At 64.1% G+C, this 22,195-nt stretch carries 21 protein-coding genes; 5 read left to right on the top strand and 16 right to left on the bottom strand.

The genetic code is table 11. The annotated features are described in order from the left end of the window. Positions 1–89 precede the first annotated feature (89 nt). Together VHN57_RS03045 and aroB are read left to right on the top strand one after the other, a co-directional pair. Complete coding sequence (locus VHN57_RS03045; RefSeq protein WP_048937845.1) at positions 90–638, top strand: shikimate kinase; 549 nt, start codon at positions 90–92, stop codon at positions 636–638. Further along, positions 629–1,738: a 3-dehydroquinate synthase gene (gene aroB, locus VHN57_RS03040; protein ID WP_097382480.1), complete on the top strand. Its 1,110-nt coding sequence runs from the start codon at positions 629–631 to the stop codon at positions 1,736–1,738. Before VHN57_RS03045 ends, aroB begins: the two co-directional genes overlap by 10 nt. Positions 1,739–2,055: 317 nt before the next feature. Here the strand turns inward: aroB and rpmE are convergent, their stop codons facing one another. From rpmE to rpsB, 12 genes are all read right to left on the bottom strand, one after another. Continuing rightward, positions 2,056–2,280, bottom strand: coding sequence for a 50S ribosomal protein L31 (gene rpmE / locus VHN57_RS03035; protein ID WP_004211187.1), 225 nt, complete (start codon positions 2,278–2,280; stop codon positions 2,056–2,058). Positions 2,281–2,394: 114 nt separating this feature from the next. Further along, a complete protein-coding gene (gene fabZ / locus VHN57_RS03030; protein ID WP_004211185.1) occupies positions 2,395–2,874 on the bottom strand; it encodes a 3-hydroxyacyl-ACP dehydratase FabZ in 480 nt (159 codons plus the stop codon). Positions 2,875–2,878: 4 nt separating this feature from the next. Then, positions 2,879–3,547: an OmpH/Skp family outer membrane protein gene (locus tag VHN57_RS03025; protein WP_185705688.1), complete on the bottom strand. Its 669-nt coding sequence runs from the start codon at positions 3,545–3,547 to the stop codon at positions 2,879–2,881. Next, entirely contained in the window at positions 3,547–6,183 is a 2,637-nt protein-coding gene (bamA, locus tag VHN57_RS03020; RefSeq protein ID WP_017499847.1) for an outer membrane protein assembly factor BamA, read from the bottom strand. The genes VHN57_RS03025 and bamA overlap by 1 nt, the downstream gene beginning before the upstream one ends. A gap of 88 nt (positions 6,184–6,271) precedes the next feature. Then, entirely contained in the window at positions 6,272–7,405 is a 1,134-nt protein-coding gene (gene rseP / locus VHN57_RS03015) for an RIP metalloprotease RseP (RefSeq protein WP_423282725.1), read from the bottom strand. Next, positions 7,402–8,559 (bottom strand): 1-deoxy-D-xylulose-5-phosphate reductoisomerase, encoded by a 1,158-nt coding sequence (locus VHN57_RS03010; RefSeq protein ID WP_278985444.1) that lies wholly within the window; start codon positions 8,557–8,559, stop codon positions 7,402–7,404. The genes rseP and VHN57_RS03010 overlap by 4 nt, the downstream gene beginning before the upstream one ends. Continuing rightward, entirely contained in the window at positions 8,559–9,335 is a 777-nt protein-coding gene (locus tag VHN57_RS03005) for a phosphatidate cytidylyltransferase (RefSeq protein ID WP_278985443.1), read from the bottom strand. The genes VHN57_RS03010 and VHN57_RS03005 overlap by 1 nt, the downstream gene beginning before the upstream one ends. A 5-nt stretch (positions 9,336–9,340) precedes the next feature. Continuing rightward, positions 9,341–10,081, bottom strand: a complete 741-nt coding sequence (locus tag VHN57_RS03000; protein WP_278985442.1) for an isoprenyl transferase — start codon at positions 10,079–10,081, stop codon at positions 9,341–9,343. A gap of 43 nt (positions 10,082–10,124) precedes the next feature. Further along, entirely contained in the window at positions 10,125–10,682 is a 558-nt protein-coding gene (frr, locus tag VHN57_RS02995; RefSeq protein WP_004211176.1) for a ribosome recycling factor, read from the bottom strand. A gap of 2 nt (positions 10,683–10,684) precedes the next feature. Continuing rightward, positions 10,685–11,410 carry a UMP kinase gene (pyrH, locus tag VHN57_RS02990; RefSeq protein WP_004211175.1) on the bottom strand — a complete coding sequence of 242 codons (726 nt, stop codon included), beginning with the start codon at positions 11,408–11,410 and terminating at the stop codon, positions 10,685–10,687. A gap of 226 nt (positions 11,411–11,636) precedes the next feature. Further along, positions 11,637–12,563 carry a translation elongation factor Ts gene (gene tsf / locus VHN57_RS02985; protein ID WP_010337470.1) on the bottom strand — a complete coding sequence of 309 codons (927 nt, stop codon included), beginning with the start codon at positions 12,561–12,563 and terminating at the stop codon, positions 11,637–11,639. A gap of 105 nt (positions 12,564–12,668) precedes the next feature. Beyond that, complete coding sequence (gene rpsB, locus VHN57_RS02980; RefSeq protein WP_010337471.1) at positions 12,669–13,427, bottom strand: 30S ribosomal protein S2; 759 nt, start codon at positions 13,425–13,427, stop codon at positions 12,669–12,671. Positions 13,428–13,684: 257 nt separating this feature from the next. Here rpsB and VHN57_RS02975 point away from each other — a divergent pair, with 257 nt between their 5' ends. Continuing rightward, positions 13,685–13,921: a hypothetical protein gene (locus tag VHN57_RS02975; protein WP_278985441.1), complete on the top strand. Its 237-nt coding sequence runs from the start codon at positions 13,685–13,687 to the stop codon at positions 13,919–13,921. Positions 13,922–13,934: 13 nt separating this feature from the next. Here the strand turns inward: VHN57_RS02975 and VHN57_RS02970 are convergent, their stop codons facing one another. Together VHN57_RS02970 and VHN57_RS02965 are read right to left on the bottom strand one after the other, a co-directional pair. After that, on the bottom strand, positions 13,935–14,648 hold the full coding sequence (locus VHN57_RS02970; protein ID WP_051035757.1) for a CDP-alcohol phosphatidyltransferase family protein: 714 nt from the start codon (positions 14,646–14,648) through the stop codon (positions 13,935–13,937). 50 nt (positions 14,649–14,698) lie between these two features. After that, positions 14,699–15,433: a phosphatidylserine decarboxylase gene (locus tag VHN57_RS02965; protein ID WP_029547694.1), complete on the bottom strand. Its 735-nt coding sequence runs from the start codon at positions 15,431–15,433 to the stop codon at positions 14,699–14,701. Positions 15,434–15,636: 203 nt separating this feature from the next. Between VHN57_RS02965 and VHN57_RS02960 the strand changes: the two genes are divergently transcribed. Both VHN57_RS02960 and VHN57_RS02955 read left to right on the top strand, forming a co-directional pair. Continuing rightward, on the top strand, positions 15,637–16,857 hold the full coding sequence (locus VHN57_RS02960) for an NADP-dependent isocitrate dehydrogenase (protein ID WP_004211167.1): 1,221 nt from the start codon (positions 15,637–15,639) through the stop codon (positions 16,855–16,857). Between the two features lie 119 nt (positions 16,858–16,976). Continuing rightward, positions 16,977–18,590 carry a bifunctional GNAT family N-acetyltransferase/carbon-nitrogen hydrolase family protein gene (locus VHN57_RS02955; protein ID WP_017501588.1) on the top strand — a complete coding sequence of 538 codons (1,614 nt, stop codon included), beginning with the start codon at positions 16,977–16,979 and terminating at the stop codon, positions 18,588–18,590. Between the two features lie 31 nt (positions 18,591–18,621). Here VHN57_RS02955 and VHN57_RS02950 read toward each other — a convergent pair whose 3' ends face one another. Both VHN57_RS02950 and glmS read right to left on the bottom strand, forming a co-directional pair. Continuing rightward, positions 18,622–20,091, bottom strand: a complete 1,470-nt coding sequence (locus tag VHN57_RS02950; RefSeq protein WP_278985440.1) for a PQQ-dependent sugar dehydrogenase — start codon at positions 20,089–20,091, stop codon at positions 18,622–18,624. A 188-nt stretch (positions 20,092–20,279) separates the two neighbouring features. Then, the gene (gene glmS, locus VHN57_RS02945) at positions 20,280–22,103 is read right to left on the bottom strand and encodes a glutamine--fructose-6-phosphate transaminase (isomerizing) (RefSeq protein ID WP_423282714.1); all 1,824 of its coding nucleotides are present in this window, start codon (positions 22,101–22,103) and stop codon (positions 20,280–20,282) included. Positions 22,104–22,195 lie beyond the last annotated feature (92 nt).

Below are 22,195 nucleotides of genomic sequence, written 5' to 3'. Positions count from 1 at the left end.
CTTCTGCGGCTGGCCCGGCGATGTTTGCCGGACGACAGGGGAAAGTTGCGTTTGCCTCAGCGACGGCTGGCTGTATAGCCCCCCTCGCCATGCAGCGAAACAGCAAATTCCCGGAGAGCAACGCCAAGCGCGGCCCGATCGTGCTGATCGGCATGATGGGCGTGGGCAAATCCACCGTTGGCCGGCGCCTTGCCGCGCGCCTGGGCCTGAGCTTCGTCGATGCAGATGAAGAGATTGAGCGGGCCGCCGGCATGAGCGTGAGCGAGATCTTCGCCCGCTATGGCGAGGCCCATTTCCGCGATGGCGAGCGCCGGGTGATCGCCCGGCTGATGGACGGCGTGCCCAAGGTGATCGCGACCGGCGGCGGCGCCTTCATGCAGGACGAGACCCGCGCGCTGATCCTGGACCATGCCACCACCATCTGGCTGGATGCCGATATCGAGGTGCTGGTCGATCGTGTTTCCCGCCGCGAGGGGCGCCCGCTGCTGAAGGATCGCGACCCACGCATCGTGCTGACCGAGCTGGCGGCAGTCCGCAACCCCATCTACGCGCTGGCGCCGATCCATGTGAAGAGCATCGCCGCGCCGCACGAGGTCGCCGTCGACCGCATCCTGGAGCAGCTATCCGCATGGCACTAGTCCCCGTCGCGCTGGGCGCACGCAGCTATGACATCGTCATCGAACAGGGCGCGCTCGACCGTGCGGCCGATCATCTGGCACGCTATGCCCGTGGCGGGCGGCTGGTCGTCGTCACCGACACCCATGTCGCGGCGGCACAGCTGCCCCGGCTCGACGCCAGCCTGCGCCGGGCCAATATCGTCATCGAACCGATCATCCTGCCGGCGGGCGAACAGACCAAGAGCTGGCGCCATCTGGAGGAGCTGCTCGACGCGCTGCTGGCGCTGGAGATCGAGCGTGGCGACCATGTGATCGCGCTGGGCGGCGGCGTGATCGGCGACCTGGTCGGCTTTGCGTCGTCCATCCTGAAGCGCGGCTGCCATTTCGTGCAGCTGCCCACCACCCTGCTGGCGCAGGTCGACAGCTCGGTCGGCGGCAAGACCGCGATCAACGCGCGCGCCGGCAAGAATCTGATCGGCAGCTTTTACCAGCCCAGCCTGGTGCTGATCGACCCGTCGGTGCTCGACAGCCTGCCGCTGCGCGAAACCCGCGCCGGCTATGCCGAGGTGGTCAAATATGGCCTGATCGACGATCCCGACTTCTTCGCCTGGTGCGAGGCCAATGCCGACCGGCTGCTGGACGGCGACGCGGAAGCCCGCACCTATGCGATCGAGCGCAGCGTGCGCGCAAAGGCGGCGATCGTCGCCGATGACGAGCGCGAGACGACCGGCCGCCGGGCACTGCTGAACCTTGGCCACACCTTCGGCCATGCGCTGGAGGCCGATACCGGCTTTTCCGACACGCTGCTCCATGGCGAGGGCGTGGCCGCCGGCATGGCGCTTGCCTTCCGCTATTCGGCGCGCCTTGGCCTGTGCAGTGCGCAGGATGCGGAACGGGTGACCGCGCATCTGAAGGCGATCGGCCTGCCCCATGACCTGGCCAGCGCCCATGTAAAGGCCGACGGCGCGGCGCTGGTGGCGCATATGCTGCACGACAAGAAGATGGCGGCGGGCACCCTGCCCTTCCTGCTGGCGCGCGGCATCGGCCAGACCTTCCTGTCGAAGGATGTCGTGCTGGACGATGTGGCGGCGTTTCTCGACGCGGACCGCGCTGGCGCCTGACGAGGGCCTCTTATACAGCAGGCAATTACCGCCCCTCCCTCCCAGGGAGGGGAGAAATGTAGCCTTGTCCCGACATTTCAGCACCGATCGGTCTCGGTAATAATCGGGACATTCGCCCGCAGCATTTGCGGGCTAGATCATTCCTTGTCAGCGGCATCCCCTTGCAGATCCCCCTCTGTCGCCGCTGATCCTCCCCTGAACCTCGGCCTCCAGCTTTTAGCTGGAGGCCCTTTTTTTGTGCCGTGCGCATCGCGTTCAGGCACAAAAAAGGGCGCCCGGTGGGGCGCCCTTTCGATATCGTGCCTGTGAAGGGCCGATTACTTCTTCAGCGTCAGGCCGCCAAAGCGCTTGTTGAAGCGCGCAACCTGGCCACCGGTGTCCAGTTGGCGGTTGCCACCGGTCCAGGCCGGGTGCGACTTGGGGTCGATGTCGAGCGCCATCGTGTCGCCTTCCTTGCCCCAGGTCGAGCGGGTCTGGAAGGTGGTGCCGTCGGTCATCTGGACGGTGATGAAGTGGTAATCGGGGTGGGTATCGGCCTTCATGGCGTCTTGCTCCGTGTGTGTGCCGGTTCCGACCGGCTATGGATGCGATAAAATGCGAAGGCGCGCCGTTAGCGTTTTCGGCGCGCCAAAGCAAGGGAAAGGATGTGCCTTCGCTCAGTCCTTGGGCGGATCGGCGATCATCGCGACGAAATTGGCTTCCGCCGCCAGCTTGCCGTCGATCAGCGCACGGCCGGCGAACTTGCAGACCGCGCCGCGCATCTGCGTCACTTCGACATGCAGGTCGAGCAGGCAGCCCGGCTCCACAGGCGTCCGGAACTTCGCGCCGTCGATGCTCATGAAATAGACGAGCTTGCCCGAATCCGCGAGCCCCAGCGAATCGACCACCAGCACACCGGCCGCCTGGGCCATGGCCTCGACGATCAGCACGCCCGGCATGATCGGCCGGCCGGGGAAATGCCCCTGGAAGAAGGGCTCGTTCATCGACACCGCCTTGATCGCGTGGATCGACTGGCTCGGCACCAGCGACGCCACGCGATCTACCAGCAGCATCGGGTAGCGATGCGGCAGGGCAGCCATGACCCGACGGATATCCATCGGGCCACGGGCTTCCTTGTTATCAACCTCTCCGGTCATCTTATCAGCGCGACTTGGGCGCCTGCGCCGGGTTGGCGGGGGCCGGAGCGGCAGCGGCCGGGGCCGCAGCCTGGCCCTGACGACCGCCCGGCTGCCAGCCGGCGGGCGGGGTGATGCCGACGCTGGGCACCAGCGTGTTGAGTTCGGTCACGACCGCGGCCGTGATGTCGACGGTCGGCTGATAGGACACGGTCGCGTCGGGCGACAGGACCAGGTCGACCTTCGCCTTGGTCATGGCGGCCTTCAGCGCGTCCGACAGCTTCGCGGTGATCTGTTCCTCGACGTAGGCGTTGGCGAGCGCGATCGGCTGACCCAGGCGCTGCAGTTCGGCCTGCGCGGTCTGCTGCGACTGCTGGAACTGCTGATACTGGGTTTCGATCGCCGGGGTCGGCTTGCCGCCGGCCGCCTTCAGGGCAGCCTGCAGGGCGTCGCCCTTGGTCTTGAGATCGGTGTCGATCGCGGTCTTGCGCGCGGTGAAGCTGTCGATCTGCGCCTTGTAGGTGGTCTGGATCTGGGTGCGGGCGGTCGAATAGGCCGCGCTGGTGGCAACCGCGCGCTGCAGATCGACGACAGCGATGCCCTGCTTCGACTGGGCAGCGACCGGCGCGGCGGTCAGAGCGATGGCGGTGACAGGCGCGATACCGAGCGCCAGAGCCTTGATAAACGTCTTCATCAGAATTGAGTCCCTACGTTGAAGGTGATGAGTTTGTTGTCGTCCCCTGGTTCCTTGAGCAGGGCCTTGGCGATGTCGATGCGGAACGGCCCGAAGGGCGAGTTCCAGTTGACACCGAAGCCCACGGACAGACGCGGTTTCAGCGTGTCGCCCAGATAATCTTCCTCGAACATGCCGCTCTTGGTGTCATAGCCAACAGGGCAGACCGGGCTGGCCGCCGTGCCGGTCGCACGAACGGTGCTCAGCGAACCGGTGGAGTCGGAGCAATAGCCCGCAAAGTTGATGGTGCCGGGATTCTTAAGGCCGGCAACGGCGCCGACATCCGCGAAGATCGACGGACGCAGGCCCATTTCACGGGCACCCGAACCCAGCGGAATCTCCATTTCGGCGCGGGCCATATAATAGACGCGGCCACCCAGCGCGTCATCCGACACATTATTGTTGCCGGTCTGGCGGACATAGCTGGTGGAACCGTCATCATTGGTCTGCGAAACCAGATAATAGCGCTTCACGCGCGGACCAACGCCGCGAATGTCGAAGCCGCGCATCTGCGGTTCGCCCAGGAAGAAGCGGTCGGTCAGGCGGATCGGGTCGACTTCGGCGCCGGTGGCGTCATAGCGCGTGCCCTGAAGGCTGTGGATATAGCCGCCTTCGCCCGTCAGCGAGAAGATGAAGCCGCCGCCCAGGCCCCAATATTTGGCGGCGTTGGCGCGGGTACGGATGTAGCGGACGTCGCCGCCCAGGCCGGCAAAGTCCTGGCTGAGCGTAACGGTCTGGCCGCGGGTCGGACGGATGCGGTTGTCGCGGGTATCATAGATCAGCGAGTAGCCGATCGACGAGGTGGTGCGCTTGCCGATGGCATCGCAGAGATAGCGGCCGGCCAGCAGCGGGTCGCAGACGCCGTCGGTATAATAGGTGTCCTTGTCCAGCGTCACGTCGTCGAAGTTCAGCGTGTAGCGCAGCGCCAGCGACACATATTCGGTGATCGGCACGCCGGCACGCAGCTGGAAGCCGGTCGTGGTCTGTTCATAGGTGGTGTCGCGATCGTTATTGCTGAGATAACGGAAGCTGTTGAGGTCGCGGCGATAGATGTCGCCGCCCAGCGCGATATTCTTGTCCATGAAATAGGGCTCGGTGAAGCCCACTTCGACCGACTTGGAATAAGCCGAATAATTGACCGAGGTGCGCAGTTCCTGGCCCTTGCCGCGGAAGTTGCGCTGGGTGATCGACGCCGAGATGATGAAGCGTTCGAGCGAGGAATAGCCGGCCGAAAGCGAGAGTTCGCCGGTCGACTTTTCCTGGACGTTGGTTTCCAGCACGATGCGGTCGGGCGCCGAGCCGGGCTTCTGCTCGATGTCCAGCTTTTCCTGGAAGAAGCCGAGCGAGTTGATGCGGTCCTTCGAGCGCTTGACCAGGAAGCTGTTGAAGGCGTCGCCTTCGGCCAGGCGGAACTCGCGGCGGACGACCTTGTCCTGGGTCAGCGTGTTGCCGTTGATGTCGACGCGCTCGACATAGACGCGCGGGGCGTTGGCGATGCGGAAATTGATCCCCATCGTCAGGTCGTCCTTCGACCGGTTGAAGTCGGGTTCGACCTGGGCGAAGGCATAGCCGAACAGGCCGGCGGTTTCGCTCAGCGTGTCGACCGTGTCCTCGACCTGCTTGGCGTTGTACCAGTCGCCCTTCTTCATCGGCAGGCGGCGGGTCAGCGCATCGCCCGACAGGTCGCGAATGTCGGATTCGACCTTCACGTCGCCGAACTTGTAGCGATCCCCTTCCTCGACCACATAAGTGATGATGAAGTCCTGCTTGTCAGGCGTCAGTTCCGCGACGGCCGAGATCACGCGGAAATCGGCATAGCCTTCGGTCAGGTAGAATTGGCGCAGCTTCTGCTGGTCATAGGCCAGGCGATCCGGGTCATAGCTGGTGCCCGACGAGAAGATGCGGAACCAGCGCGACTGCTTGGTCACCATCTGGCCGCGCAGTTCGCCGTCCTTGAACTTCTCGTTGCCGATGATGTTGATCTGGCGGACCTTGGACTTGGGCCCTTCCGAGATTTCGAACACGATGTCGACGCGGTTCTGGTCCAGCTGGACCATCTTGGGCTCGATCGTCGCGGCAAAGCGGCCCTGGCGGCGATACAGCTCGACGATGCGGGCGACGTCGGCGCGGACCTTGGAGCGGGTATAGATCTGGCGCGGCGCCAGTTTTATTTCGGGACGGATCTTGTCGTCCTTCAGGCGCTTATTACCTTCAAGGACGATACGGTTGATGACGGGGTTTTCCTTCACCTCGACGGTCAGCGCGCCGCCATCGTTGCGGATCTGGACGTCGGCGAAGAGTTCGGTCTCATACAGGTCGCGCAGCGCCTGATCGAGCGATTCCTGGCTGAAGGCCTGGCCCACGCGCAGCTTGGTGTAGGACATGACCGTGTCCTGCTCCAGACGCTGGGTGCCGGTCACGGTGATGCTGCGGATCGTGCCTTCGGGCGTATTGGCCGTGGACGCCGCGATCGGCGCAGCCGCCGGTGCTGCCGGGGCCGCATTCTGGGCCATCGCCGGCACGGCCGACAGGCCCGCAATCATCGTCGTGGCCAACAGGGCCGCGATGATCGGACGCTGGCCCTTGCTGCTGTTCATCGCTGTCACCCGCTCACCTCAAAAAAGTAAAAAACTGTTTCGCCAGAAATAGACGGCGCCGAACCGCGCCTTCCCTGCCCGATGCGGCTCAGCCGATCAAGCCGGACAGCCGCTCCCACAATCCGAAAGACGACAAATCGTTGAAGGTCACCAGCAACATGACCGTCATCAGCAGCGCCAGACCCGACCGATAGGCCCAATCCTGCACCTGCGGGCTCACCGGCCGCCGCTGCACTGCCTCCACCCCATAGAAAAGCAGATGACCGCCATCCAGCATGGGAATTGGCAAGAGGTTGATGAACCCCAAATTAATCGAGATGAGGGCGATGAAGAAGATGAAGCTCTCCAGCCCCAGCGTCGCCGCCTGCCCCGATACCTGCGCGATCTTGAGCGGCCCGCCCAGTTCCTTGACCGAACGGTCGCCGCCGATCACCTGGCCCAGCGTCTCCACCATGGTGCGGATGATCTGGCCAGTGCGCTCGATCGCCACCACGGGTGCGCGCAGCAGGCTGACCGGTTCGATCACCGGTTCGCCCGGCGCGATGCCCAGACGTCCGATGCGGAACTTGTTGCCAAAGCCGTCATCTTCGCTGACCGCGCCGACATGGCCCTGCTTCTCGATCACCTGCCCCTTGCGGTCGAGCAGGATCGTCACCGGTTCGCCGGGCCGGATCTGGGCATAAAGGCGGATATCGTCGAAGGTGTTCATCGCCCGGCCATTGAGCGAGACGATGCGATCGCCCGGCTGAATGCCCGCCATGGCAGCGGCGCTGCCGGGCTGGACCATGCCGGCGACCGCCGGGGTCCGGCTTTCGCCATGCAGGAAAGCGAAGGCAGCAAGGATCAGGATGGCGAAGAGGAAATTGATCGCGGGGCCTGCCGCGACGATCGCCGCGCGCTGCCACAACGGCTTGGCCGGGAAGCTTTCGGCGCGATCCTGCGCCGACATTTCCAGCCATTTGGGATCGGTCTGGCTGGCCGCGTTCATGTCGCCCTTGAAGCGGACATAGCCACCCAGCGGCAGCGCCGCGAGCCGCCAGCGGGTGCCGCGCCTGTCCACCCAGGCGGCGATTTCCGGGCCGAAGCCGATCGAAAAGGCCTCCGCCTTCACCCCGCACCAGCGTCCGACCAGATAATGACCCAGTTCATGCACGAAGACGAGCGGCCCGATGACCGCCACGAAAGCCAAGATGGTCAACAGGAAACCGGGATTGTGGATCAAACCGTCAATCTTTCCATCACATCACCCGCCATAACCCGTGCCGTTGCGTCGGCGTGCAGGACATCGTCCATGCAGGCAGGCATCGGCGCGCTATAGCGGTTGAGAACATCCTCCACAATCATGGCGATATCAAGGAAGCCGATGCGGCCGGCCAGAAAGGCCGCCACGGCGACCTCGTTGGCGGCGTTGAGGATGGCGGCCGATGCGTCACCCGCCTGCGCCGCCGAGCGCGCTAGGCGCAGCGCCGGGAAACGCCGGTCGTCGGGCGCTTCAAAGTCCAGACGGCCGATCCGGGCCAGGTCGAGCGGCTGGCAGGGCGTGGCGATCCGCGCCGGCCAGGCCAGCGCATGAGCGATCGGGATGCGCATGTCGGGCGAGCCGAGCTGTGCCAAAGTGGACCGGTCGCGATATTCGACCATCGAATGGATGACCGATTGCGGGTGGACCAATATCTCGATCCGGTCGAGCCCGACCGGGAAGAGATGGGCCGCCTCGATCAGTTCCAGCCCCTTGTTCATCATCGTCGCGCTATCGACGCTGATCTTCGCGCCCATCGACCAGTTGGGATGGGCCACGGCCTGCGCCGGGGTGATGGCGCGCATATCCTCATAACCCAGGGTCCGGAACGGTCCGCCGCTCGCGGTCAGGATGATGCGGGCGACATCGTCCATGCTGCTGCCGGCCAGGCACTGGAAGATCGCATTATGCTCGCTGTCCACGGGCAGCAGCGTCGCGCCCGATGCGGTCGCCGCCTGCATCATCAGTGCGCCGGCCGACACCAGCGATTCCTTGTTGGCCAGCGCCACCGTGCCGCCGGCCTGCAGCGCGGCGATGGTGGGCTTGAGGCCCGCGCAGCCGACGATCGCGGCCATGGTCCAGTCGGCACCCGCCGCTGCGGCATCGACCAGCGCGCCCTCCCCCGCCGCCGCCTCGACACCCGATCCGGCGAGCGCGTCCTTGAGCGCACCATATTGGGCTTCGTCCGCGACCACGGCGATCTTCGCACCGACCGCGCGCGCGGCGGCGGCGAGGCCAGCGACATCGCGGTTGGCGGTCAGGGCAATGACCGCATAGGCATCGGGTTCGCGCTGGATCAGGTCCAGCGTCGACATGCCGACCGATCCGGTGGCGCCAAAGACGGAAACGCTGCGCATCAGGCGCCTGCCAGGACCAGATAGAGCAAGGCGGCAAACGGCGCGGCCGCCACCACGCCGTCGAGCCGGTCCATCACCCCGCCATGGCCGGGCAGAAGATTGCTGCTGTCCTTGACGCCGGCGCGACGCTTCATCGCGCTTTCGAGCAGATCGCCAAGCTGCGCCGCGACCGCGAGCAGGCCGCTCGCCGCCGCCAGCTGGATCGGCAGGTCGGCAAAACGATAGAGAAGGAAGCCGGTGAGCAGGGCCGCCAGCACGCCGCCACCCAGCCCCGACCAGGTCTTGGACGGGCTGACCCGCGGCGCCAGCTTGGGCCCGCCGATCGAGCGGCCAGCAAAATAGGCGCCGATATCGGTCGCCCAGACCAGGCCGAGCGCCCAGAAGGCGAGCAGCAGGCCATGGCTGTCGGGCGCCTGCCCACGCAGGAACAGCAGCGCCATCACCGGCAGGCAGATGTAGAGAATGCCGAGCGCCAGCTTGATCGCGCGGCTGGTGATCAGCACGAAGAAGAAAGAGGCCATCATCAGGCCGAAACCGAGCCATGACACGCCCGCCGCCACCGGACAGAGGATCGCCAGGGGCACCGAAACGGCATACATCGCCATCTTGCGCTGATCGGACGAGGCGCCGGTCAGCATGCCCCATTCGCCCATCATCAGCACACCGGCGATCGACAGCAGCATCCAGAAGACGAAGCCGCCAAAGACCAGCGCGCCCACAGCCATGGCGATCAGGCCAAGGCCAACGATCGTGCGGGTCCGCAATTCACTCGACATGTTACTCACAGTCCGCCGAAACGGCGGTCCCTCATGCGGAAGGCGTCGAGCGCCTGCGCCAATGCCCGGCCATCGAAATCGGGCCAGAGCATATCGGTAAAATAGAGTTCGGCATAAGCCGCCTGCCACAGCATGAAATTGCTGAGCCGCTGTTCACCCGAGGTGCGGATCAGCAGGTCGAGTGGCGGCAGGTCGGCAGTGTAGAGTTCGGCGTCGATCGCCTCGATGCCGATATTCTCGGCCGACAATTCACCGCTCGCCACCCGCTCCGCCAGACGCTGCGTCGCGCGCACCATCTCGTCCTGCGCGCCATAGTTGAGCGCGATCGCGATCACCGGGCCAGTGTTGGCGGCGGTGCGCGCCATCGCGCCTTCGATCAGGTCGACCAGGCCAGGCTCCAGCGCCTTGTAGTTACCGATCACCCGCAGCCGCACGCCATTGGCATGGAACTCGTCGATATCCGACTGGATGAAATGGCGCAGCAGGCCCATCAGGTCGGACACCTCGGTCGCCGGACGCTTCCAGTTCTCCGAGGAGAAAGCGTAGAGCGTCAGGCATTCAAGGCCCATATCCTGCGCCGCGCGGGCGACGCGGCGCACCGCCTCCACCCCGGCGCGATGGCCGGCGATGCGCGGCAACAGCCGCTTCTTCGCCCAGCGGCCGTTGCCGTCCATGATGATGGCGACATGACGCGCACCATGGGCAGGCGCGGCGCTGGTAAGATCGGGCTTGGCTTGTGTGGCCATCAGATAGGAATGCGTGCTTTGGCCGCGAAAGAAAAGCCCCGGCTTACTGGCCGAGGATTTCCTTTTCCTTGGCCGAAGCGGCCGCGTCGATATCCACGATGGTGGCGTCGGTCAGCTTCTGGACTTCGGTTTCCAGGCGCTTGCGCTCGTCTTCGCTGATCTCGCCCTTCTTCTCGTCGGTCTTCAGGCTGTCCATGCCATCGCGACGGACGTTGCGGACGGCGACGCGCGCGCCTTCGGCATATTTGCTGGCGAGCTTGGCCAGTTCCTTGCGGCGTTCCTCGGTGAGGTCCGGGATCGGCAGGCGCAGCGTCTGGCCGTCGACGATCGGGTTGAGGCCCAGGCCCGCCGAGCGGATCGCCTTGTCGCAGGGGCCGACATTGGCCTTGTCCCACACCTGGACCGACAGCATGCGCGGCTCGGGCGCCGACACGGTGGCGACCTGGTTCAGCGGCATGTTGGCGCCATAGACGGTGACCATGACGGGATCGAGCAGCTGCACATTGGCGCGGCCGGTGCGCAGACCGGTGAGATCGCCCTTCAGCGCTTCGATTGCGCCGGCCATGCGGCGTTCGAGGTCGGACTTGTTATACTGGGCCATTATTAGCGCTCCTGATTTTGCACGATCGTCGCGGTGCCTTCACCCGCCAGCACCTTGGCCAGGTTGCCTTCCTCGCGGATGTTGAAGACGACGATGGGAATATGATTTTCACGGCACAGCGCGATCGCGCTGGCATCCATGACCTTGAGATTGTCGGTCAGCACCTGATCGAAGCTGATCGCCTCATAGCGGGTGGCGTCCGCCACCTTCTTGGGATCGGCGTCATAGATGCCATCGACACTGGTGCCCTTGAACAGCGCGTCGCAGTTCATTTCCGCTGCGCGCAGGGCCGCCGTGGTATCGGTGGTGAAGAAGGGATTGCCGGTGCCCGCCGCGAAGATCACGATCCGGCCCTTCTCCATGTGGCGCACGGCCTTGCGCCGGATATAGGGTTCGCACACCGACGCCATCGGAATGGCCGACTGGACGCGGGTGTCGCAGCCGATCTTTTCCAGCGCATTCTGCACCGCCAGCGCGTTCATCACGGTCGCCAGCATGCCCATATAGTCGGCGCTGGTGCGGTCGAAGCCCTTGGCCGCGCCGGCCAGGCCGCGGAAGATGTTGCCGCCACCCACGACCACGCACAGTTCGAAGCCCGCATCCTTCGCCGCGGCGATTTCGCCAGCGACGCGATCGACGGTCTCGGGATCGATGCCGAACTGGCCGGACCCCATCAGCACCTCGCCCGACAATTTCAGCAGGATGCGTTTGAAGGCTGGCCGGGTCATGTGGGGCAAGAATCCTTGATGGTTGGCAGGGGAAGCGGCCGGGACATTAGAGGCGGTAAAGCGCGATGCCAAGGGGCGTTTGTCGTGCGCTCCAGCCTCTTCATGGAGAAAGCGGCACCGATGGCGCCCGGCCCGACCGGCGCCGACCGCCGAACGCACCATGCTCTCATAGAAAAAGGGCGCCCCGCAGGACGCCCCTTCCCTTTGCTTGTCGCTCGATCGGCGATCAGGCGCCGGCGGCAGCAGCCACTTCGGCGGCGAAGTCGCTGACTTCCTTCTCGATGCCTTCGCCCAGCTGGAAGCGGACATAGGACTTGAGCGAGATCGACTTGCCGGCATCCTTGGCCGCCTTGGCGACGACGTCGGCGATCGGGGTCTTGTTGTCCATCACGAACAGCTGCGAGAGCAGGGCCTGCTCCTTGGCGAACTTGGCGACCGCGCCGTCGACCATCTTGGCGACGATTTCGGCGGGCTTGCCCGATTCGGCAGCCTTTTCAGCGGCGATCGCGCGCTCACGCTCCAGCAGGGCCGGATCGATGTCGTCAGCCGACAGGGCCAGCGGGAAGGCAGCGGCGATGTGCATGGCCAGCTGCTTGCCCAGCGGCTCCAGAACGTCGGCGGGGGCATCGCCTTCGAGCGCGACGAGCACGCCGATCTTGCCGAGGCCCGGCGCAGCAGCGTTGTGCACGTAGGGCACGACGACGCCTTCGGTCACTTCGACATGAGCGACGCGACGCAGATTCTGGTTTTCGCCGATGGTGGCAATGTTGGCGACCAGCTTTTCGGCGATGGTGCCGCCGGCGGGGTGCGGCTGGGCCGACAGGGCTTCGGCGTCAGCCGCGCCCGATTCCAGCGCAACGGTCGACACGGTGCGAACGAAGTCCTGGAACTGGTCGTTCTTGGCAACGAAGTCGGTTTCGCTGTTCACTTCGACGGCAACGCCCTTGGTGCCGGCGACGGCAACGCCGACCAGGCCTTCAGCAGCGGTGCGGCTCGACTTCTTCTGGGCAGCAGCCAGACCCTTGGCGCGCAGCCAGTCGGTCGCCGCTTCGATGTCGCCATTGGCTTCGGTGAGGGCCTTCTTGCAATCCATCATGCCCGCGCCCGAACGGTCGCGCAGTTCCTTGACGGCGGCAGCGGTAATCTCGGCCATGTTGAGGCTCCTAAATCAAAAGGGGTTTAATCAGATAAGCACTAGGGCGCGTTCCGTAATGGACCGCGCCCTAGCCTGTCATTCTTGCAGTTCGAAGACCGCGGATCAGGCCTGCGCGACGACCTCTTCGGCCTCGGGCTCGTCCAGAGCGCCCAGGTCGATGCCCGAAGCCTGCTGCGCACCACGGTTGCCCTTGGTGGCGGCGGCGGCAACGGCGTCGCAGTAGAGGCGGATGGCGCGGCTGGCGTCATCGTTCGCCGGAACCGGGAAGGCGATGCCGTCGGGCGAGACGTTCGAGTCGAGGATAGCGACAACCGGGATACCCAGGGTGTTGGCTTCCTTGATCGCCAGCTCTTCCTTGTTGGCGTCGATCACGAACATGACATCGGGGATGCCGTTCATGTCGCGGATGCCGCCCAGCGACAGTTCCAGCTTCTCGCGTTCGCGGGTCATCTGGAGGACTTCCTTCTTGGTGAAGCCGTGGGTATCGCCCGACAGCTTCTCTTCGAGGGTCTTCAGGCGCTTGATCGAGCCCGAGATGGTCTTCCAGTTGGTGAGCATGCCGCCCAGCCAGCGATGGTTGACGAAGTGCTGACCCGACTTGCGGGCGGCTTCGGCGATCGGATCCTGGGCCTGGCGCTTGGTGCCGACGAACAGAACCTTGCCGCCGCCGGCGACGGTGGCCGACACGAAGTCGAGGGCGCGCGCGAAGAGCGGCACGGTCTGCGACAGGTCAAGGATGTGGATGCCGTTGCGGTCGCCGAAGATGTACGGCTTCATCCGCGGGTTCCAGCGGTGGGTCTGGTGGCCGAAGTGGGCGCCAGCCTCGATCAATTGCTGCATGGTGACGACGGGGGTCGCCATAATCATTTCTCCTTCCGGTTGCTACCTCTGGGAATCAGGAACCTTGGATGGTCTCAAAGACCCGTCCGGCACCGGATATGTCGATTCCCATGTGGAATGGGCGCGCCTTTAACGCCCAAAACCCCGTTGCGCAAGGGGTTGACTCGCCCTCAATATGAGAACATAAAGTGAACAGATGGAACAAACAGTCTAAACGCCCGTTTGCACCGACATAGTGAGCCTAAGCGTGCAAATGGCAAGATAGAAAGTCAGCGGCCATGTTCACCATTGTTGCAGCGACCATTTTCTCCGCCGCCTTCCTGCTGGCGGTCGGCACCATTGCCTGGATGTTTGCGCTCTATCATCAGAAGATGGCGGCAGCCCTGCTGTTCGAACCGATTCCCCAGACCGCGCCGGTCTATCACATCCGCATCACGCGGAACCGCGTGCGCCAACCGGCCCGCGCCACCCCCCTGTCCGCCCCCGCCCTGCCCGGCAGCGCCCTCGCTGCCTGAACAGGGCTCCGGCTCAGCCGACAGGCTGCTTGCGCACCTTGGCGTAGGACAGGATGCCGAACGGGATCAGCAGCACATAGACGCCGCAGATCAGCAGCAGAGTGAACCAGGGCTGGGTCGCCAGCGCCGCCGCCAGCAGGCCGACAAAGGCGATGAGTTCCAGCCGGATGCGCTTGCGCAGCCGCAGCGCCGACCAGCTATAGGTGGCGATGCTGGAGATCATCAGGAAGGCCACGAACGCGGTCCAGGGCGCGACCACATACCAAGCGCGGAAAATCTCTTCGCCCGTCACCATCCACAGATAGAGCGGCACGAAGGTGAGGCCAGCGCCGGCCGGGGCCGGCACGCCGGTCAGGAAGCCGGCCGATTTGTGCGGCTGCTCCTCGACATCGATATTGGCGTTGAACCGCGCCAGACGCAGCGCGCAGGACAGGGCATGGGCAAGCGCGAAGATCCAGCCGAATTTCGGCATGGCGTGCAGCGACCAGAGATAGAGGATCAGCGCCGGGGCAACACCGAAGGCAATCGAATCGGACAGCGAATCCAGTTCGGCGCCAAAGCGGCTCTCTCCCCGCAGCATCCGGGCGATCCGGCCGTCCAGTCCGTCGAGCACGCCGGCGAACAGGATGGACAATACCGCCCGCTCCCACTCGCCCGAAATGCCGTAGCGCACGCCGGTGAGGCCGAAGCACAGCGCCATCGCCGTCACCGCATTGGGTGCCAGCATGCGCAGCGTGATGCCGCGCCGCAGCCCGCGCGGAACGGCGCGACGCCGCCTCACTGCTGGATGCCCGCAATCACGCGGCGATCGCCGATCTGGCCCAGGATCGTCTCGCCCGCGACGGTCCGCTGGCCCAGGATCACGCGCGGCGCGGTGCCGGCGGGCAGATAGACATCGACACGGCTGCCAAAACGGATGAGGCCGATGCGCTGGCCGGCTGCGACCATGTCGCCCGGCTTGACGAAGGGCACGATGCGGCGCGCGACAAGGCCGGCAATCTGGGTGAAGCCGACGCGCAGGCCGTCATGACGCTCGACCAGGATATGCTGGCGCTCATTATCCTCGCTCGCCTTGTCGAGATCGGCGTTGAGGAACTTGCCCGAAATATAGGTGACGGCCTTTACCGTGCCGCCGATCGGGGTGCGGTTGATATGGACGTCGAACACGCTCATGAAGATCGACACGCGGATCAGCGGCTGATCGCCCAGGCCATCGGGCCCGGCCATCTCGCGCGGCGGCGGCACGCGCTGGATCAGGGTCACCAGGCCATCCGCCGGGGCGATGATCGCGCCTTCATCCTGCGGCACGGCGCGGATCGGATCGCGGAAGAATGCCAGCACCCAGATGGTGACCATCAGCATCAGCCAGCCGATGATTTCCCAGCCCATCACGAAGAACAGGCCGGTGATCGCAGCCGCGATCGCACCGAACTTCACCCCTTCGGGATGGACCGAGGGGAAGCGCCATTTGACATTGCCGCCTGCGGCAATCGTGATCTCGTCATTTTCCATGGGCATGTCTTTAGGGGGAGACATTGATCCTGACAACGACGATCCCCGTCCTTGGCTCCCGGCATGAACGCGCATCGCACAACAGTCTTGCGCATGCATCGCATGATCGGCCGGAAATCCGGCGCTGGACGGTTGAACATTGGCGGCGCAGGCCGTAGGGCGTCCCCATAATTCCACCCAAGAGAAGAAGGCGAATAGGCGCTATGGCGAAGATCAAGGTGAAAAACCCCGTCGTGGAAATCGACGGCGACGAAATGACCCGCATCATCTGGGAATGGATCCGTGAGCGCCTCATTCTCCCCTATCTCGACGTCGACCTGAAATATTATGACCTGTCGGTCGAGAAGCGCGACGAGACCAGCGACCAGATCACGATCGACGCGGCCAACGCGATCAAGGAATATGGCGTCGGCGTGAAGTGCGCCACCATCACCCCCGACGAAGCGCGCGTCGAGGAATTCGGCCTCAAGAAGATGTGGAAGTCGCCCAACGGCACGATCCGCAACATCCTGGGCGGCGTCGTGTTCCGCGAACCGATCGTCATCAAGAATGTCCCCCGCCTGGTTCCAGGCTGGACCGACCCGATCGTCGTCGGCCGTCACGCCTTTGGCGACCAGTATAAGGCCACCGATTTCAAGGTGCCCGGCGCCGGCACGCTGACCATGAAGTGGGTCGGCACCAATGGCGAGGAACTCGAATATGAAGTGTTCGAATTCCCCAGCGCCGGCGTTGCCATGGGCATGTACAATCTCGACGAATCGATCCGCGATTTCGCCAAGGCCAGCTTCAACTATGGCCTGAACCGTGGCTGGCCCGTCTATCTGTCGACCAAGAACACCATCCTCAAGGCCTATGACGGCCGCTTCAAGGATCTGTTCCAGGAAGTGTTCGACGCCGAATTCGCCGACAAGTTCAAGGCGGCCGGCATCGTCTACGAACATCGCCTGATCGACGACATGGTCGCTTCGGCGCTGAAGTGGAGCGGCAAGTTCGTCTGGGCTTGCAAGAATTATGACGGCGACGTCCAGTCGGACACCGTGGCCCAGGGCTTCGGCTCGCTCGGCCTGATGACCTCGGTCCTGCTGTCGCCCGACGGCAAGACTGTGGAAGCCGAAGCCGCGCACGGCACCGTCACCCGCCACTATCGCCAGCACCAGCAGGGCAAGGCGACCTCGACCAACCCGATCGCCTCGATCTTCGCCTGGACCCAGGGCCTGTCGTTCCGCGGCAAATTCGACGACACGCCGGACGTCGTGAAGTTCGCCGAGACGCTGGAGCAGGTCTGCATCAAGACCGTCGAAGGCGGCGCGATGACCAAGGATCTGGCCCTGCTGATCGGCCCGGATCAGGCCTGGATGACCACGGAGCAGTTCTTCGAGGCGATCCGCGTCAATCTGGAAGCCGAAATGGCCAAGTGGGCCTAATAAAGGCTTTTTACCGGAACTGATCGCTTCCTGAAGCTTTCAATACGGAAACGGAACGAGGCGGCGCCGCATCCCGGCGCCGCCTTTTCCTTTTCGGATTGATGCGACGGGAGCAAAGAATGACCACGACAGCCAAGAAGCGCCTGGAAGTCCGGGCGGCGGTGCCCGGCGATGTGCGCGGCATCCAGCGGCTGATCGCCCGCGCCTATCCCGGCATGCCCAATTATTCGCTGGCCACGATCCGCGGCCAGATCAACAATTTCCCCAATGGCTGCTTCGTCGCTCTCTATGACAGCAAGGTCGTGGGCTATTGCGCCACCATGCGCGTCAGCAAGGCGATGGCCTTTTCCCATCATGACTGGGAGGAGATCACCGCCAACGGTTTCGGCACCCGCCACAGCGCCGCGGGCGAATGGCTTTATGGCTATGAAATGGCGGTCGATCCCAAGCTGCGCGGCCTGCGCATCGGCCAGCGCCTCTATGACGAGCGCAAGGAACTGGCCGAGGAACTCGACCTGCACGGCATCGTCATTGCGGGCCGCATGCCCGGCTATGCCCGCGCCAAGCGCCGCGCCGGCAGCGCAGCCGACTATCTGGAAAAGGTGGTCAGCGGCAAGCTGCGCGACCAGGTCATCAGCTTCCAGTTGAAGAACCAGTTCGAGCCGCTGGGCGTGCTCGAAAATTACCTGCCCGAAGACAAGCAGTCGGACGGCCATGCCGCGCATCTGGTCTGGCGCAACCCCTATGTCGACCCGGACGAAGCGCCGGAAATGCGGGTGCCGCGCGGCGTCGAAAGCGTCCGCCTCGCCACCTGTCAGCTTCAGGCGCGCGCGGTGAAGGATTTCGACGAGTTCGTCCGCAACATCGAATATTTCGTCGATGTGGCGGCCGATTACCGATCGGACTTCATCGTCTTCCCCGAGCTGTTCACTTTGCCCCTGCTCTCCTTCGAAACCAAGAAACTGTCGCCGATCGAAGCGATCGACAAGCTGACCGGCTATACCCCGCGCCTGACCAAGGAACTGACGCGGATGGCGCTGGAATATAATATCAACATCATCGGCGGATCGCACCCGACCCGCGCCGATGATGGCGACATCCAGAATATCGCCTATGTCGCGCTGCGCGACGGATCGGTCCACACCCAGGAGAAGATCCACCCGACCCCCAACGAGGCCTTCTGGTGGAACATCAAGGGCGGCGACGCGCTCGACGTGATCCAGACCGACTGCGGCCCGATCGGCGTGCTGATCTGCTATGACAGCGAATTTCCCGAACTGGCCCGGCGCCTGGTCGATCAGGGCGCGCGCATCATCTTCGTCCCCTTCTGCACCGACTCGCGCCTGGGTTATATGCGCGTGCGCTATTGCGCGCAGGCCCGCGCGATCGAGAATCAATGCTATGTCGTGATGTCGGGCAATGTCGGCAATCTGCCGAACGTCGACAATATGGACATCCAATATGCCCAGAGCGCGATCCTGACGCCGTGCGACCTGCCCTTCGCCCGCGACGGCATCGCGGCCGAGGCAAGCGAGAATGTCGAGACGCTGACCATGGCGGACGTGAATCTGGCCGACCTCAGCTGGGCGCGCGCCGAAGGCACGGTCCGCAACCTGCGCGACCGCCGCTTCGACCTCTATCATATCGATTGGGACAGCAATCCCGACCACAGCCACGCGCCAAGCGGCGGCCCGGTGCCGGCCGGTGGCCATAATTCGCCGGGTGGCGGGTGATGGCGTGCAACTCACCCGCCCCCCCATCGGTTCAGCCGGCGTCGACCCGGAAAAGCTCGCCATCGAAGTCTAGAATATAAAGGGTTCCGTCGGGGCCAGCCGTGATTGCTATGGGCTGATCGATCCGACCCCGATCAGGCGCAAAATCCGTGTTGCGCCGCTCGACCCTATCCGCAGCGACCGGCCCGCCCGACGAGAGCAGCGCTGCGGCCACAGTGAATATCGCGCCGCTGCCATCGCCAAAAACATATTGATCGCGAAGCGATGCTACCGCGCCCGGTCCCATGGCACCACCCACGATAGCTTGCCCCGTCAATGACCCGCCCGTGTGGGGATATGCCAGCACCGGATCTACCAAGGCTGCTGGGGGCGTACCTCCTACGGCCTGGCTCCCTTCCTTGTACGGCCAGCCGAAATTCTGCATGCCAGCACCCGGTGTCAGGACATTCAGTTCCTCCACCATATCCTGCCCGCGATCGGCCAGGATGATTCCGCCATTGAACGAACTGCCACCATTGGGACGATGAAGCCCCTGCCCGACGGTGGAAGTCAGGAAAAGCTCGACGACCGCACCGGCATAGGGATCTCGATTACGCTCGAACCGGATCAACTTGCCTAGCTGCGATCCGCTGCTCTGTGCGCTGCCATCGGGATCCCCCGATCCGCCTGCGTCACCCGTGGCAGCCCAAAGCACCCCTGCCGCATCATAGCCAAGCCATCCGCCACCCGCATAATGCGGCGCTGGGACGGTCAGCAGGGCACCAAAATTGTCGGGAACAGTCACCCCCGCAGCAGTGTACAGGAAGCGCGTAATCACAAGACGCCCCTCGCGCGTGACGTACATGACGGAAAATATGCCGTCGGAAGCGTAGGTCGGAGTGGCAGCCAGCGCCAAAACACCGGTGGCACCGACATAGTCGAGCCGGGCCAGAACCGTCCTGCTACCGTCCTGCGGATTGAGCAGATAGATTGTCCCCGCCTTTTCAGCGACCAGGACAGCCGTCGCGCTAACCGGCGCGATGGCTACGGGATTGGAGAAGCCTGTGGCCACGCGATGGACGGCAATGCCCTCCTTCGAATCCGTCACGGTGACGGTCACGGGCAGCGCAACACTCCCCCTGCCATCGCTGACGTTGATCGTCACCTGATAGACATTGTCGCGGTCGGCATCGGCAGGCATTTCGAAACTAGGCGGCGTAACGAAGGATAGGTCACCCGCCGCTGTGATCCGGAACACGCCTCCGTCAGCGCCCCCACCGATCGAATAGGACAGGATATTACCGTCCGGATCCGTTGCAGCCGCCTTGTAGAAAGACGTATCGGCATTTTCCATCACACTGACATGGTTCGCGGAGGTAAAGACGGGAGGCTGGTTGACGCTCGTCGCCGCATCGCCCTCATCTTCGCCGCCGCAGCTCGACAGTATAGCCAAGGAAGACAGAAGAACGGCAGCAGCCGGCGTGACGCGCAATAGCGCGCGCGCATGTAATCGAAACGTCATCTTCCCCCCAAGATACCCCGGTCGACACCCCCTCCGGACATCGCTCCCATGTTTTTCAATCACATGAGAATATTTATTACAAGGCCATCACAGGCAGGACTGAACTTTTTCCGCCGATCCATTTGCCCCCTGCCTTTTCAAGCAAAGGGCTCAATTGGCCCCCTTCCAGAGCGACTTTGGTCGAAATTTCACTCCACCGTGACGCTCTTCGCCAGATTGCGCGGCTGATCGACGTCCGTGCCCTTGAGCACGGCGACATGATAGGCGAGCAGCTGCACCGGCACGGCATAGACCATCGGCGCGATCAGCGGGTGGACCTTGGGCATGGTGATGGTGGCGAGGCAGCCTTCGCCCGCCGCCTGCACCCCGTCATAGTCGGAAATCAGCACCACCTTGCCGCCGCGCGCCTGCACTTCCTGCATGTTGCTGACGGTCTTTTCGAACAAGGGGCCGCTGGGCGCGATGCAGATCACCGGCACCAGTTCGTCGATCAGTGCGATCGGGCCATGCTTCATCTCGCCGGCGGCATAGCCTTCGGCATGGATATAGCTGATTTCCTTGAGTTTCAGAGCGCCTTCCAGCGCCAGCGGATAGTCGGTGCCGCGGCCGAGATACAGGACATCGCGGGCCGGCACGATATGATGGGCCATCGCCTCGATCGCCTCGTCATAGGCGAGCGCACCGTTGATCGCGGCGGGCGCTTCGGCGAGGTGACGGACAATTTCCTTCTCGTCCTTGGCGCTGAGCTTGCCCTTGGCCCGCGCTAGGTTGGCGGCGAAGGCGGCGAGCACGGCAAGCTGGCAGGTGAAGGCCTTGGTCGAGGCGACGCCGATTTCCGGGCCGGCATAGGTCGGCAGCAGCAGGTCGGCCTCGCGCGCCATGCTGCTGGTCGGCACATTGACGACGACAGCGATCTTCTGCCCTTGGGCGCGGGCATAGCGCAGCGCCGCGAGCGTGTCGGCGGTCTCGCCCGACTGGCTGATGAACAGGGCGAGGCCGCCCTCCTCCATCACCGGCTCGCGGTAGCGGAATTCGGAAGCGAAATCCAAATCGACCGGCACGCGGGCGAATTGTTCGAACCAGTAGCGCGCGACCATGCCGGCATAGAAGCTGGTGCCGCAGGCGACGATGGTGACGCGGCGGATGGTCGACAGGTCGAAATCGGGGATCGGCAGCGACACGCGGTCGTCCATACGCTGCAGATAGGCCTTGAGCGTCTGGGCCACGACGACAGGCTGCTCATAGATTTCCTTCTGCATGAAGTGGCGATGATTGCCCTTGTCGATCATCGCGCCGGACACGCCGGAAATGGTGACCGGACGCTCGACCGGGTTGTTGTCCTTGTCGAAAATCTCGGCGCCGTCCTTGGTGATGACGACCCAGTCACCCTCGTCCAGATAGGCGATGCGCTGGGTCAGCGGCGCCAGCGCCAGCGCGTCGGAGCCGAGGAAGGTCTCGCCATCGCCATAGCCCACGACCAGCGGCGAGCCGAGGCGCGCGCCGATCAGCATGTCGGGATGGCTCTTGAACAGGATGGCGAGCGCGAAGGCACCGTGCAGACGCGGCAGCACCTGGGCCACGGCCTCCTTCGGTGCCACGCTCTGCTCCACCAGTTCGCTGACCAGATGGGCGACCACTTCGGTGTCGGTCTGGCTGTCGAAGGTGCGGCCGCGGGCAATCAGTTCGTCGCGCAGTGGCTTGAAATTCTCGATGATGCCATTGTGGACCAGCGCCACTTCGCCGGTCGCATGCGGGTGCGCATTGCTGGTGGTCGGCGCGCCATGGGTGGCCCAGCGGGTATGGGCGATGCCGGTGGTGCCGGCCAGCGGCGACTGGCCAAGTTCCTTGACCAGATTGTTGAGCTTGCCCTCGGCCCGGCGGCGATCGATCCGGCCATCATGCACGGTAGCGACACCGGCGCTGTCATAGCCGCGATATTCCAGCCGCTTGAGGCCATCGACCAGCCGCTCCGCGACCTGATCCTTACCAATAATTCCGATGATACCGCACATGGTGGAAAGCCCCGCCGAACCAGATTAGTCAGATAGCGTCCATATAGGACAGCTTTGTCGCCATGCCATTAATGCCGGTCAGGCGACAGTGC

The organism is Sphingobium salicis subsp. salicis (assembly GCF_049472635.1).
GTDB classification, from domain to species: domain Bacteria; phylum Pseudomonadota; class Alphaproteobacteria; order Sphingomonadales; family Sphingomonadaceae; genus Sphingobium; species Sphingobium yanoikuyae_A.
The sequence above is the reverse complement of the archived record's forward strand: the minus strand, read 5'-3'. Positions and strand labels throughout refer to the sequence as shown.

Bases quoted from the DNA above. Each gene is read 5' to 3' on its own strand.
- VHN57_RS03045 (WP_048937845.1), top strand. From the start codon at position 90: ATGCAGCGAAACAGCAAATTCCCGGAGAGCAACGCCAAGCGCGGCCCG.
- aroB (WP_097382480.1), top strand. From the start codon at position 629: ATGGCACTAGTCCCCGTCGCGCTGGGCGCACGCAGCTATGACATCGTC.
- rpmE (WP_004211187.1), bottom strand. From the start codon at position 2,280: ATGAAGGCCGATACCCACCCCGATTACCACTTCATCACCGTCCAGATG.
- fabZ (WP_004211185.1), bottom strand. From the start codon at position 2,874: ATGACCGGAGAGGTTGATAACAAGGAAGCCCGTGGCCCGATGGATATC.
- VHN57_RS03025 (WP_185705688.1), bottom strand. From the start codon at position 3,547: ATGAAGACGTTTATCAAGGCTCTGGCGCTCGGTATCGCGCCTGTCACC.
- bamA (WP_017499847.1), bottom strand. From the start codon at position 6,183: ATGAACAGCAGCAAGGGCCAGCGTCCGATCATCGCGGCCCTGTTGGCC.
- VHN57_RS03010 (WP_278985444.1), bottom strand. From the start codon at position 8,559: ATGCGCAGCGTTTCCGTCTTTGGCGCCACCGGATCGGTCGGCATGTCG.
- VHN57_RS03005 (WP_278985443.1), bottom strand. From the start codon at position 9,335: ATGTCGAGTGAATTGCGGACCCGCACGATCGTTGGCCTTGGCCTGATC.
- VHN57_RS03000 (WP_278985442.1), bottom strand. From the start codon at position 10,081: ATGGCCACACAAGCCAAGCCCGATCTTACCAGCGCCGCGCCTGCCCAT.
- frr (WP_004211176.1), bottom strand. From the start codon at position 10,682: ATGGCCCAGTATAACAAGTCCGACCTCGAACGCCGCATGGCCGGCGCA.
- pyrH (WP_004211175.1), bottom strand. From the start codon at position 11,410: ATGACCCGGCCAGCCTTCAAACGCATCCTGCTGAAATTGTCGGGCGAG.
- tsf (WP_010337470.1), bottom strand. From the start codon at position 12,563: ATGGCCGAGATTACCGCTGCCGCCGTCAAGGAACTGCGCGACCGTTCG.
- rpsB (WP_010337471.1), bottom strand. From the start codon at position 13,427: ATGGCGACCCCCGTCGTCACCATGCAGCAATTGATCGAGGCTGGCGCC.
- VHN57_RS02975 (WP_278985441.1), top strand. From the start codon at position 13,685: ATGTTCACCATTGTTGCAGCGACCATTTTCTCCGCCGCCTTCCTGCTG.
- VHN57_RS02970 (WP_051035757.1), bottom strand. From the start codon at position 14,648: ATGCTGGCACCCAATGCGGTGACGGCGATGGCGCTGTGCTTCGGCCTC.
- VHN57_RS02965 (WP_029547694.1), bottom strand. From the start codon at position 15,433: ATGGAAAATGACGAGATCACGATTGCCGCAGGCGGCAATGTCAAATGG.
- VHN57_RS02960 (WP_004211167.1), top strand. From the start codon at position 15,637: ATGGCGAAGATCAAGGTGAAAAACCCCGTCGTGGAAATCGACGGCGAC.
- VHN57_RS02955 (WP_017501588.1), top strand. From the start codon at position 16,977: ATGACCACGACAGCCAAGAAGCGCCTGGAAGTCCGGGCGGCGGTGCCC.
- VHN57_RS02950 (WP_278985440.1), bottom strand. From the start codon at position 20,091: ATGACGTTTCGATTACATGCGCGCGCGCTATTGCGCGTCACGCCGGCT.
- glmS (WP_423282714.1), bottom strand. From the start codon at position 22,103: ATGTGCGGTATCATCGGAATTATTGGTAAGGATCAGGTCGCGGAGCGG.